10 protein-coding genes are annotated in these 11661 nt (G+C 72.0%); 5 read left to right on the top strand and 5 right to left on the bottom strand.

The genetic code is table 11. The features are described from left to right. Positions 1-27: 27 nt before the first annotated feature. Positions 28-1062, bottom strand: coding sequence for a lysylphosphatidylglycerol synthase transmembrane domain-containing protein (locus Q7L65_RS15415; protein WP_304722370.1), 1035 nt, complete (start codon positions 1060-1062; stop codon positions 28-30). Further along, complete coding sequence (locus tag Q7L65_RS15410) at positions 1062-1493, bottom strand: hypothetical protein (protein WP_304722369.1); 432 nt, start codon at positions 1491-1493, stop codon at positions 1062-1064. Before Q7L65_RS15410 ends, Q7L65_RS15415 begins: the two co-directional genes overlap by 1 nt. 90 nt (positions 1494-1583) lie before the next feature. On the opposite strand from Q7L65_RS15410, the gene Q7L65_RS15405 reads away from it, so the two are divergent. Beyond that, positions 1584-3182, top strand: coding sequence for an O-antigen ligase (locus tag Q7L65_RS15405; RefSeq protein WP_304722368.1), 1599 nt, complete (start codon positions 1584-1586; stop codon positions 3180-3182). On the opposite strand, the gene Q7L65_RS15400 is transcribed toward Q7L65_RS15405, so the two are convergent. After that, the gene (locus Q7L65_RS15400; RefSeq protein ID WP_304722367.1) at positions 3104-3970 is read right to left on the bottom strand and encodes a CpsB/CapC family capsule biosynthesis tyrosine phosphatase; all 867 of its coding nucleotides are present in this window, start codon (positions 3968-3970) and stop codon (positions 3104-3106) included. The two genes, Q7L65_RS15405 and Q7L65_RS15400, sit on opposite strands and share 79 nt — an antisense overlap. Positions 3971-4103: 133 nt before the next feature. On the opposite strand from Q7L65_RS15400, the gene Q7L65_RS15395 reads away from it, so the two are divergent. Further along, entirely contained in the window at positions 4104-5771 is a 1668-nt protein-coding gene (locus tag Q7L65_RS15395) for an MFS transporter (RefSeq protein ID WP_304722366.1), read from the top strand. Between the two features lie 52 nt (positions 5772-5823). Here Q7L65_RS15395 and Q7L65_RS15390 read toward each other — a convergent pair whose 3' ends face one another. Together Q7L65_RS15390 and Q7L65_RS15385 are read right to left on the bottom strand one after the other, a co-directional pair. Then, entirely contained in the window at positions 5824-5952 is a 129-nt protein-coding gene (locus Q7L65_RS15390) for a hypothetical protein (RefSeq protein ID WP_304722365.1), read from the bottom strand. A gap of 125 nt (positions 5953-6077) precedes the next feature. Next, the gene (locus Q7L65_RS15385; protein WP_304722364.1) at positions 6078-6938 is read right to left on the bottom strand and encodes an RNA polymerase sigma factor RpoD/SigA; all 861 of its coding nucleotides are present in this window, start codon (positions 6936-6938) and stop codon (positions 6078-6080) included. 211 nt (positions 6939-7149) lie between these two features. Between Q7L65_RS15385 and Q7L65_RS15380 the strand changes: the two genes are divergently transcribed. The 3 genes from Q7L65_RS15380 to Q7L65_RS15370 all read left to right on the top strand — a co-directional run bounded on the left by Q7L65_RS15380 (position 7150) and on the right by Q7L65_RS15370 (position 11606). Beyond that, positions 7150-7329, top strand: a complete 180-nt coding sequence (locus tag Q7L65_RS15380) for a CsbD family protein (RefSeq protein WP_304722363.1) — start codon at positions 7150-7152, stop codon at positions 7327-7329. Between the two features lie 69 nt (positions 7330-7398). Further along, the gene (gene ppk1 / locus Q7L65_RS15375) at positions 7399-10044 is read left to right on the top strand and encodes a polyphosphate kinase 1 (RefSeq protein ID WP_304722362.1); all 2646 of its coding nucleotides are present in this window, start codon (positions 7399-7401) and stop codon (positions 10042-10044) included. Beyond that, complete coding sequence (locus Q7L65_RS15370; protein ID WP_304722361.1) at positions 10041-11606, top strand: Ppx/GppA phosphatase family protein; 1566 nt, start codon at positions 10041-10043, stop codon at positions 11604-11606. The genes ppk1 and Q7L65_RS15370 overlap by 4 nt, the downstream gene beginning before the upstream one ends. Positions 11607-11661 lie beyond the last annotated feature (55 nt).

Below are 11661 nucleotides of genomic sequence, written 5' to 3'. Positions count from 1 at the left end.
CAGTCACAGAGGGGGAGAGGTGCGGCTTCACGCGGTCGTCGCGGCGGTTTCCGCGTGCGTGTCGGTGCGCGCGGCCGCGGCGGCTTCGTGCTCGAGCCGCTCTTCGACACGGGCCGCCTCGCGCGCGGCCTTCACGCGTGAGAGACCACCGTAGCGGGCGACGAGGACGACGAAGCCGACGATCGTGATCGGCACGAAGAGGACGAAGCGCAGCAGGATCAGGTACGACAGGACGGCGCTTCTGGAGGCGGTTGACACCGCATTCACCGCGAAGATCACGGCCGCGTCGTAGGTGCCGATGTAGCCGGGCGCGGCGGGGATCAGCGCGGCGGCGTTCGTGAACGCGACCACCGCGAGCCCGTCCTGCAGCCCCAGCTCGATGCCGACGGCGTGGCCGACGGCGATGTAGACGCTCGCCTCGACGCACCAGACGACGAGCGACAGCACCAGCAGCGTGATGCCGTGGCTGCTGAGCAGCTGTCTCGTCGGCTGCAGCATCGGCTTCAGCGACTCGAGCACGAAGAAGAGCCGCTCGCGGTACTTCAGCAGCGCGACCGCGAGCGCGATCAGCAGCAGCACCAGCACCACCGCGCCGGCCAGCAGCAGCGTCGTGCTCGGCGCCGGCAGCTCGCTCAGCAGGTTGGAGGCGAGGACGACGAGGATGATCCCGAGCGCGACCGCGTCGAGCACGCGCTCGGCGAGGATCGTGCCGAGGATCGTGCGCTTGGTCGCGTCCGGCGCTCTCGCGCCGAGCAGGAACGTGCGCAGCAGCTCGCCGCCGCGCGCGGGCAGCACGTTGTTGCCCATGTAGCCGATCGGCGTCAGCGCGTACACGTCCGCGCGCTTGGCCTTCACGCCGGCGCGGCGCAGGATCCGCTCCCAGCGCTCGGCGCGCATCAGCGTCGCGACGCCGTAGAGCGCGAGCGCCCCGACGAGCGCAAGGATCCCACCGGCGTCCGACGGCAGCGTCGGCGCCTCCTGCTTGCTCGCCCACCAGACGACGCAGACGATCGGAATCAGCCAGACGACGCCGATCAGGATGCGCTTCTGCAGCTGCGTCATCAGTATCTGACGCCCCGCGCGTCGAGGCAGTCCTCGACCTTGCCGGCGACGCTGTCGTCGAGGTCGCCGACGGTGAACAGCGCGGGGCCGATCGCCTCGGCGCCGACGGCGTCCGACTCGTTGCGCAGCTGACGGCTGAGAGCGTCCTGGAGCGTCGCGGCGAAGGTCACGTAGGCGCCGGACGTCGCGGGCATGATGTTGATCCGCTCGCGGTAGCGGTCGTCCTTCGTCGCCTCGACACCCTTGCCCCGGAAGCAGCCGAGCGGTTCGTCACGGGGATCGAACGCGGTTGCCTGACGCGTGCCGGCACCGGTCTCGGGGGCGTCGTTGCCGCCGCCGACGTTGGTGCCGCTGGAGCCGCAGGCGGCGAGCGCGAGGGTGAGGATGAGGGCAGCGACGAGCGCAGGGGCCTTGAACGCACGGCGAAGCATGAACAGGACAGGCTAGAGGATCGGGAGGCGCGTCGACCGCACGCTCGCGTGCAGGCCGGCGCTGCGCGGACCTCTAGACTCCGGCGCCCCATGCTCGCGGTCCCCTTCGCGCTGGCGGGTCCGGCGCCCGAGGCCGGCGCCGTCGCAGCCGTCCTGCTCGTAGCGTGCGCACTCGTCGCGCGCTCCGTCCGCACGCGCGCGCTCGCGATGGCCGGCGCGTTGCTGCTGGCGCCCGTGCTGCTCGTCTCCGACATCTGGGACTCGCCGCAGTTGGAGGTCGTGCGCGACCATGCCGGCCCGGCGCTGGTCGCGGCCGTGGTCGGCCTCGGCGCGCTCTCGCTGCTGGCCGCGCTGATGGCGCGCAAGCCGCTGCTGCTGCCGGTGCTCGCCGTCGCGGCGCTGCCGTTCCGGATCCCGCTGGAGGTCGGCGGCACGACCTCCAACCTGCTCGTGCCGCTCTACCTCGTCGTCGCCGCCGGCGCGCTCGCCTTCGTCGTGCCCGCACTGCGCGCCGACCCCGAGGCGCCGCAGCCCGCGCGCACGTGGGAGCCCGGCTGGCTGGAGCGGCTGCTGGCGCTGTTCGTCGTGCTCTACGGCGTGCAGGCGACCTACTCGGCCGACTTCGAGAAGGCGCTGCAGCAGATCGCGTTCTTCTACGTCCCGTTCGCGCTGCTGTTCGTGTTGCTGGCGCAGATCGAGTGGACGCCGCGGCTGCTGCGCTGGTGCTTCGGCGTGCTCGTCGGGCTCGCGCTCGTCTTCTCCGGGATCGGCTACGTCGAGTACGCGACCAAGCACATCTTCCTCAACCCGAAGCTGATCGCCTCCAACGAGCTGCACACCTACTTCCGCACCAACTCGGTCTTCTTCGACCCCAACATCTACGGCCGCTTCCTCGTCGTCGCGATGCTCGCGGTCGCCGCCACGATGCTGCACGCGCGCCGCAGAGAGCTGCTGATCGGCGGCTCGGTCGTGCTCGCGGCGCTGTGGGCGGGGCTCGTGCTGACGCTGTCGCAGTCGAGCCTGCTGGCGCTGCTGGTCGGCCTCGCGACGCTCGCGGTGCTGCAGTGGGGCGTACGGCGGACGCTGCTGCCGGTGCTCGTCGTCGTGGTCGTCGCGGGCGCCGCCGTGCTCGCCTCGCCGAGCACGTTCGGCGTCGACCTCGACAACCTCGACGCCTCCACCAGCGGCCGCTCCGGCCTCGTCACCAGCGGCGGCAGCCTGTTCGTCGACCGGCCGCTGCAGGGCTTCGGCTCCGGCGCGTTCGAGGTCGAGTACCGCTCCAGCCATGGGCGCGAGGGCGGCGACGCGGCCGCGACCTCGCACACGATCCCGATCACGGTCGCCTCCGAGCAGGGGATCGTCGGCGTGCTCGCCTACCTGGCGCTGCTGGCGGCGGCCTTCGCGCGCCTGCTGCGCGGTGCCGCGACGACCCCGCAGCGCGCGTTCGTCGCCGCCGCCTTCGTCGCGCTGATCGTCCACACGCTGCTGTACGCCGCGTTCCTGGAGGACCCGCTGACGTGGGCGCTGCTGGGGATCGGGACCGCGCTGGCGGCGCAGACGGTGCCGGTGCTGAGAAGACGCCGCGCGGGCGCGAGCGCCGGCGCGGCGGATCAGCGCGACGTCAGCGACGGCGCCGCAGCGCCCGGCGCGACCCTGCGCACGACCGACACGTCCCTGCCGGCGACGTAGCCGCCGCCGGCATCGGGGGCGGCGCCGTTCGCGGGCGCGGCGCCGTCGGACGCCTGACCGCACGGGCACAGCCCCTCGATCAGCAGCGCGCGCGGACGCTCGGCGCACAGCGCGCGCGCCTCCAGCGGATCCAGTCCCAGCTCGCACGCGGCGGCCAGCGCGGCCGTCATCGACGGCGGCCGGCGACGGCCGTGCGCGTCGGACGCCATCAGCCCCGCGTGGCCGCCCGCGAGCAGGCGCACGGCGTTGCGGCGCGCTCTTATCCCGTGCAGCCCCAGCAGCGAGGAGGAGCTGACCTGCGCGAGCGAGCCGAGCTCCAGCTCGCGCCGCAGCCCCTGCATCTCCCGCTCGAACAGCGGATGGCAGCGCTCGGGATGTGCGAGCACGACGCCGTAGCCGGCGTCGCGCAGCGTGTCGGCGGCGCTGTGCAATATCGCGATCGAGCCGTCCAGCGGCGCCTCCAGCAGGATCCAGCGCGCGCCGGCCGGGCCGTGGGCGATCAGCTCCAGCTCGTCGGCGGACAGCCGCGCCGCGCCGCGCGCGGCCAGCTCTCCCCCGCCCTCGACCGTCAGCGGGATGCCCGCGTCGCGCAGCGCCGCGTTGACCTCCGCGACGCGCGCGGGGATCTCCGCGACGTCGAGCGACGCGACGTGCGGGGTCGCGGTCGCGGTCACGATCCCGTCCGCGACCTCGAGCCCGGCCAGCTCCAGCGTCGCGTCGAGGTCGCGGGGACCGTCGTCGACGCCTGGCAGCAGGTGGACGTGAAGATCGACAAAGCCTCTTTGCATCTATCTCTATCAACGGCAGAACCGCGCAATGGTTTCGTCACGAATGCGAACTTGTGACGCATTGGAGCGTCGCCGGGCCGCCCGGTGTGCGCAACGTCGCCCGCCCCGTGTGGCATGGCGCTACCGTGACCCGGTGAGCAGCGAAGCGAGTGTTGGCGCGTCAGCAGCCGCCCCCGGCCCCGGCGACGCGGCGCCGATCTCGGCGGCGGCGAAGCGCTGGACCCTGATGGCCTGCATCCTCGGCTCCGCCGTCGTGTTCCTCGACGGCACGGTCGTCAACGTCGCGCTGCCGGCGATCGCCACGGGCCTCGACAGCGGCCTCTCGGCGCAGACCTGGATCGTCGAGGCGTACCTGCTGACGCTCGGCTCGCTGATCCTGCTCGGCGGCTCGCTCGGCGATCTGCTCGGGCGCCGCCGCGTGTTCGCCGTCGGCGTCGCGGGCTTCGGAGTCTGCTCGCTGATATGCGCGGTCGCCCCGACGACCGAGCTGCTGATCTTCGCCCGCGCCCTGCAGGGGATCGCCGGCGCGCTGCTGGTGCCGAGCACGCTCGCGCTGATCATGGACACGTTCCCGGAGTCCGAGCGCGGCGCCGCGATCGGCAGCTGGACCGCCTGGACGGGGATCGCGACCGTGATCGGCCCGCTCGGCGGCGGCCTGCTGCTGGAGGTCGTCTCGTGGCGCTGGATCTTCGCGATCAACGTCGTGCCGGTGCTGGTGACGCTGTGGCTGCTGAGACATGCGCCGGAGGGCCACCGCGAGCCGGGCGTCCCGATCGACTGGCTCGGCGCCGCGCTGTGCGCGCTCGGGCTCGCGGGCCCGGTCTTCGCGCTGACCGAGCAGCCGACGTACGGCTGGTCTGACCCGCGCGTCGCGATCCCGCTGCTCGCCGGCCTCGCGCTGCTGGCGGCGTTCGTCTGGTGGGAGGGACGCGCGCGGGCGCCGATGCTGCCGCTGTCGATGTTCCGCACGCGCAACTTCTCCGTCGGCAACCTCGCGACCTTCTCGCTCTACGCCGGCCTCAGCATCATGTCGCTCTTCCTCGTGCTGTTCCTGCAGCAGGTGGGCGGCTTCTCGCCGGTCGCCGCGGGCGCCGCGATGCTGCCCGTGACGCTGATCATGTTCACGCTCTCCAAGCGCTTCGGCGCGCTCGCCGACAGATATGGGCCGCGCCGCTTCATGGGCTACGGACCGCTCGTCGCAGGCGCCGGGCTGCTGTTGCTGCTGCGCGTCACCACGACGCCCGACTACCTGACCGAGGTGCTGCCGGGGATCCTGCTGTTCGGCCTCGGCCTGTCGATGACGGTCGCGCCGCTGACCGCGACCGTGCTGGGCTCGGCCGGCGTCGAGCACGCGGGCATCGCGTCAGGCGTCAACAACGCGGTCGCGCGCGTGGCCGGGCTCGTCGCGATCGCGATCGCGAGCGCCGCCGTCGCCGCGGCCGCGAGCGACAAGCTCGACTCCGAGCTGGCGTCGCATCCGCCGCTGTCGCCGTCCGCGCAGGTCGCCGTCGACAGAGCGCGCAAGCTGCGGCTGACCGACCGCGCGCCCGGGACCCCGGCGGCCGAGCGCGCGACGGTCGAGACGGCGCTCGCCGACGCCTCGCTGAGCGGCTTCCACGTCGCCGTCGGCCTCGCCGGCGCGCTCGCGATCCTCGGCGGCCTCGTCTCGCTCGCCGGCATCCGCGACCCGCGCCGCGAGGTCCGCTGCGAGAGCTGCCCCGGCGGCGCGATCGTCGGGGCGTCGAGCGAGGCAAGACCGGAGCCGCTCCCGCAGCTGCCAGAACCGGCCGGCGCGGCCTGAGCGGCGCCCACCGGCAGCTTCCGAACCGCCGCGGTACCGAAAGCGCCGCTGCTCAGCCCAGTCCGCGCGCGAAGCAGACCGAGTTGGCTGCGCCGACCTGGGCGGCGACCATCTCGGCGCGCAGCAACTCGCCGTCGGGCGTGTCGTACGGCTCGACGAGGACGGTGACCTCGGACGACATCACCGGATCATGCCCTCAACGAGCGCGACCGCGCTTCGTGGAGCGCGGTCGCGGTGCTGCGGGGGGGCTGGGAGAGGAGTGGTCCGGGGGGTCGGTCGTGGTGGTGGTCTTGCAGGCTGGTGGCACTACGCGGCTTCGCGCAGCGCGGACAGCGAGGCCTCGCGAGAGAGGCGGCGCAGGGCCTGCTCCTCGATCTCGCGTGCGCGCGAGGAGCTGACGCCGAGGCGTCTGCCGATCTGCGTCAGCGTCTGCGGCGGCTCGCCGGCGGTGCCGAAGCGGAGGTGGATGACGGTCTTCTCGTTGTCGGGCAGCTCTTCGATCGCCTTCTGCACCGTCTCGTGGCGGAGCGTGTCGGCGACTTCCTCGTCCGGCTCGGGCGTGTCGGTCTTGATCAGCGCTCCGAGGGCGGTGTCGCCGTCCTCGCCGACGGGTGCGTCGAGGCTGGTCGGCTCGCGGTCGGCTCTGCCGGCCTCGATGACCTGCTCGAGCGGGAGTCTCGCGACCTCCGCGATCTCCTCGTCCGTCGCGTCGCGACCGAATCTCGCCGTCAGCTCGCGGCGCACGCGTGCGACCTTGCGGGCACGCTGGCCGACGTGGACGGGGAGGCGGATCGTGCGCCCGGTGTTCTCGAGGCCGCGCTGGATCGACTGGCGGATCCAGAGCGTCGCATAGGTGGAGAAGCGGAAGCCCTTGCGCCAGTCGAACTTCTCGACCGCGCGGATGAGCCCGAGCGTCCCCTCCTGCACGAGATCGCCCATGCCGAGCCCCTGGCCCTGATAGTGGCGGGCGATCGACATCACGAGGCGCAGGTTGGAGTTGACCATCCGCTCCTTCGCCGAGAGGTCGCCGCGCTCGATGCGTCTCGCGAGCTCGATCTCCTCGGCCGGCGTCAGCAGCGGCCAGTTGCGCGCCTCGCGCATGAGCAGCTGGAGCGGGTCGAACGTGGTGTCGTGGGTTTCGTGCTGTGCAGTTCCGGACGTCTTCATGTCAACCTTCGTATTCGTCTCGGGGTCCTTTCAATACCTACTGTTACGCTAGGTATTGTACGTCGGGATCATTGCTTCGTCAACCACTTTGAGCCCCGTGCGGCACTTGTGTGTGCTCTCTCACAGTTCGGGGCGCTGAGCGCGCGTAGTTGCAGGCCTCAACGGGCAGGCCACTCTCCACAGGATCCACACGTACCTAAGGAGGAGCGAAATGGCCGACGACGGATCGATCGACAAGACGAAGGGCAGCGTCAAGAAGGCTGCCGGCGAGCTGACCGGCGACGACGACCTGAAGAACGAGGGCCGCGTCGACAAGGCCGAGGGCGGCATCAAGGAGAAGGTGGACGAAGCCGCCGACAAGCTGAAGTCCGTGCTGCACCGCGACAGATAGGCTGACTGGCGACAACTCGTTCACACGCCGATAACAGGAGCCGGGCGCGCAACGCCCACAATCGTTGCCATGTCATCGACCGCAGGGCCTGCCGCGACGACCAGTGAGCTGCCAGCGTTCGCTCGCAACTCGGACACGATCGCGAACGCATGGGCGCTCGCGCTCGAGACATACCGTGCGAAGGGCGGCGGCAACATCGCCGCCGACGTCGAGCACGCTGCGATCACCGCCCGGCTCCTGCATGACGCGGGCGGCGACGACGCCACGATCGCGACCGCCATCCTGCACGACGTGATCGAGGACACCGGCGTCGATCGCAGCGTGATCGCCGACCGGATGGGCGAGGAGATCGCCCGTCGCGTCGAGGCGCTGACGGAGCGACCCGAGCTGGAGAGCTACGGCGAGCGCAAGGCGGAGCTGCGCGCGCGCGGGATCGCGGCAGGCAAGGACGTCGCCGCCGTGATGGCGGCGGACAAGCTCGCGCGCGCCACGCGCGCCGCCGGCGGGCGCCTGCGCCCCGAGAAGCTGCGCCACTACCAGGCGACGCTCGCGCAACTGCGCGACGCCTACCCCGACCTGCCGCTGCTGCAGCCGCTGGCCGAGGCGATCGAGCGGCTGAAGCCCGCCGACGCCTCCAAGACGGTCGAGACCGCCGACCCCGCGCACTTCATCAACCGCGAGCTGTCGTGGCTGGACTTCAACGAGCGCGTGCTGCAACTGGCCGAGGACAGTCACCAGCCGCTGCTGGAGCGCGTCAAGTTCAGCGCGATCTACAGCTCCAACCTCGACGAGTGGTACATGGTCCGCGTCGCGGGCGTGCACGAGAAGGTCGACGCCGGGATCGAGGCGACGAGCGCCGACGGGATGCCGCCGCCGGAGCTGCTTGAGGAGATCGCGCGGCGCGTGCGCGAGCTCAGCGTGCGCCAGTCGACGCTGTTCCAGCAGACGCTGCTGCCGGCGCTCGCCGAGCACGGCATCCGCATCCTCGACTACGAGCAGCTCGACGCGGACGAGCGCGAGCAGGTCGACGTGCGCTTCGAGCGCGAGGTCTTCCCCGCGCTGACGCCGCTGGCCGTCGGCCCCGCCCAGCCGTTCCCCTACATCTCCAACCTGTCGCTGTCGCTGGCCGTGCTGGTGCGCGACCCGGAGGCCGACCAGACCCGCTTCGCGCGCGTGAAGGTGCCGAAGGAGGGGCTGCCGCGCTTCCTCCAGATCGGCGAGCGCGCCCGCACGCTGGTGCCGATGGAGACGGTCATCGCAGCGCACCTGGACCAGCTCTTCCGCGGCATGGAGATCGTCTCCCACGCCGTCTTCCGCGTCACGCGCGACGCCGACTTCACCGTCTCCGACGAGGCCGACGACCTGCTCGAGGCGGTCGAGGCCGAGCTGCGCCGGCGGCGCTTCGGCGAAGTCGTGCGGCTGGAGGTCAGCACCGGGATCGACCCGCTGCTGCTGACGCGCCTGACGACCGACCTCGGGATCGAGGACAGCGACGTCTACGAGCTCGACGGGCTGCTGGACTACGCCGACCTGTGGCAGATCGCCAAGCTGCCCGGCCTGCGCGAGCTGCGCGACGCGCCGTGGACGCCCGTGATGCCGCCCGAGTTCGTCGAGGAGGGCAAGCAGAAGAGCCTCTTCTCGCAGATCCGCGAACGCGACCTGCTGGTGCACCATCCGTACGACTCGTTCGCGACCGTCGAGCAGTTCGTCAAGCAGGCCGTGTCGGATCCGAAGGTGCTGGCGATCAAGCAGACCGTCTACCGCACCAGCGACGACTCGCCACTGGTGCCGGCGCTGATCCGCGCCGCCGAGCGCGGCAAGCAGGCGGTCGGCCTGGTCGAGCTGAAGGCGCGCTTCGACGAGCGCCAGAACATCACCTGGGCGCGCGCGCTGGAGCAGGCGGGCGTCCACGTCACGTTCGGCATGCCCGGTCTCAAGACGCACGCGAAGGCGGTCCTCGTCGTGCGCCGCGAAGGCAACGGCGTCAAGCACTACGCGCACATCGGCACCGGCAACTACCACGCCGGCACCGCCCACCTGTACACGGACTTCGGCCTCTTCACCGCCAACGACGAGATCACCGCCGAGATCGCGGAGCTGTTCAACCAGCTGACCGGCTACTCGAAGCCGGAGGGATTCGAGCACGTGCTGGTCGCGCCGATCAACCTGCGCGACAGGATCATCGAGCAGATCGACCTGACGATCGCGACGCACACGCCCGAACAGCCGGGCCGGATCGCGATGAAGATGAACTCGCTCGTCGACCCGGCCTGCATCCGCGCGCTGTACCGCGCCTCGCAGGCCGGCGTCCAGGTCGAGCTGAACGTGCGCGGCGCCTGCTGCCTGCGGCCCGGTGTGTCCGGCGTGTCCGAGAACATCCGCGTCGTGTCGATCGTCGGCCGCTTCCTCGAGCACTCGCGCATCTACGCCTTCCAGCGTGGCGGTGAGACGTCCGTCTTCATGGGCTCCGCCGACCTGATGCCGCGCAACCTCGACTCGCGCGTGGAGCTGGTCGTGCCGGTCGTCGACGCCGCCGCCCGCGGCGACGTGCTCGACGCGCTGGAGCGCTGCCTCGCGGACACCGAGAACGCATGGGACCTGCACGCCGACGGCACGTGGTCGCACCGCCGCGTGCAGCCGGGCGAGGAGCGTCACGACGTGCAGGCCGAGCTGATGCGCATGCACCTCGCGCGCGCCGAGCACGTCGAAGCGTGATCGCCTCGCCGCGAGAGGGCGCGCGCGGTGTCGTGCGGCGCACGGCCGTGATCGACCTCGGCTCCAACAGCTTCAGGCTTGTGGTCTTCTCGGTCGGCGAGAGCGGCTGGTGGAAGCGCACCGACGAGCTGTCGGAGATGGTCCGGCTCGGCGGCGACCTCGGGCCCGACGGCGAGCTGGCGCCGCAGCGGATGGCGCACGCGCTGGAGACGCTGCGCGTCTTCGCCGCCTTCTGCGCGACGAACGGGATCAGAACCGACCAGATAGAGGCCGTCGGCACGAGCGCGATCCGCGACGCGCCCAACGGCGAGGAGTTCGTCCAGCGCGCGCGGCGCGCCACGGGCCTGCCGATCAGGATCCTGTCGCAGCGTGACGAGGCGTGGTTCTCCTACGTCGCCGCGGCCAACTCGACGGCGCTGCAGGACGGCATCGTGCTCGACATCGGCGGCGGCTCGATGGAGCTGGTGGCCGTCGAGGCGCGCCAGGCGATCGAGTGCGTCTCGTGGCAGCTCGGCGCGGTCCGCACGACCGAGCGCTTCCTGAAGCATGTGGACGGCCCCGCCGACCCGGCCGAGATGGCGGCGCTGCGCGAGCACGCGCTGACACAGCTGAGGAGCGAGCCGTGGGTCGCGACGGCCGGGCGCGAGCACCTCGTCGGGATCGGCGGCGCGCTGCGCAACCTCGCCGCGGCCGCGATCCGCGCGCAGGAGCTGCCGCTCGACAGCGTCCAGGGCTTCGTCCTGACGCCGGCCGCGCTCGACGAGCTGATCGCGCAGTTGGCGGAGCGCGCGCCGGAGGACCGCGAGCGCGTGCCGGGCATCAAGCGCGGCCGCGCCGAGGTGATCCTCGGCGGCGCGATCGTGCTGCGGGCGGTGCTGGAGGCGACCGGTGCGCCGGGCATCGAGGTGATCGAGGCCGGCCTGCGCGAGGGGATCTTCCTCGCCGGCCAACTGGCGCCCGAGGATCCGCCGATCGTGCCCGACGTGCGCAGAGCGAGCGTGATCAATCTCGCGCGCCAGCACGGCGTCGACCTCGTCCACGCCGAGCACATCGCCGAGCTGGCGGACCAGCTCGTCGACGCGCTGCCGGGCGCGGGTCTGCCGGCCCCCGGCGAGCCGGAGCTGGTCGAGGCGGCCGCGCTGCTGCACGACGTCGGCATGGCGGTCGACTACGACGACCACCACAAGCACTCCAGCTACCTGATCCTCGGCTCCGGCCTGCCCGGCTTCACACCGCGCGAGGTCGCGCTGATCGCCCTGATGGCGCGCTACCACCGCAAGGGGTCGCCCCAGCTCGGCGCGGCCGCGGCGCTGTGCGAGCCGGGCGACGAGGAGCTGCTGCTGCGCGGCGCCGCGCTGCTGCGGATCGCCGAGCAGCTCGAGCGCAACCGCGACCAGGTCGTCCACACCGCCCGCCTGCGCCGCGCCGAAGACGCCGGCGGCGGCGTCGTCCTCGAACTCGACGCCGAGGGCGACACCGTCGTCGCCGAATGGGGCGCCGAGCGCCAGGGCGACCTCTTCGCCCGCGCCTTCGGCGCCCCGCTGACGGTCACGCGCAGCTGAAGAACTGCGCGTGCGGGACGGGCGCCGGCCCGCCCCGCACGCCGTTTCGACGCTG

Origin of the sequence: Conexibacter sp. CPCC 206217 (genome assembly GCF_030646165.1) — a bacterium.
In the GTDB taxonomy this organism is placed as follows: Bacteria; Actinomycetota; Thermoleophilia; order Solirubrobacterales; family Solirubrobacteraceae; genus Conexibacter.
Note: the sequence above shows the minus strand (reverse complement) of the source record. Positions and strands in the feature narration are given on the sequence as shown.

Excerpts from the sequence above, each read along its gene's own strand:
- Q7L65_RS15400 (WP_304722367.1), bottom strand. The coding sequence starts at position 3,970 with ATGCAAAGAGGCTTTGTCGATCTTCACGTCCACCTGCTGCCAGGCGTC.
- Q7L65_RS15415 (WP_304722370.1), bottom strand. The coding sequence starts at position 1,062 with ATGACGCAGCTGCAGAAGCGCATCCTGATCGGCGTCGTCTGGCTGATT.
- Q7L65_RS15390 (WP_304722365.1), bottom strand. The coding sequence starts at position 5,952 with ATGTCGTCCGAGGTCACCGTCCTCGTCGAGCCGTACGACACGCCCGAC.
- Q7L65_RS15405 (WP_304722368.1), top strand. The coding sequence starts at position 1,584 with ATGCTCGCGGTCCCCTTCGCGCTGGCGGGTCCGGCGCCCGAGGCCGGC.
- ppk1 (WP_304722362.1), top strand. The coding sequence starts at position 7,399 with ATGTCATCGACCGCAGGGCCTGCCGCGACGACCAGTGAGCTGCCAGCG.
- Q7L65_RS15385 (WP_304722364.1), bottom strand. The coding sequence starts at position 6,938 with ATGAAGACGTCCGGAACTGCACAGCACGAAACCCACGACACCACGTTC.
- Q7L65_RS15380 (WP_304722363.1), top strand. The coding sequence starts at position 7,150 with ATGGCCGACGACGGATCGATCGACAAGACGAAGGGCAGCGTCAAGAAG.
- Q7L65_RS15410 (WP_304722369.1), bottom strand. The coding sequence starts at position 1,493 with ATGCTTCGCCGTGCGTTCAAGGCCCCTGCGCTCGTCGCTGCCCTCATC.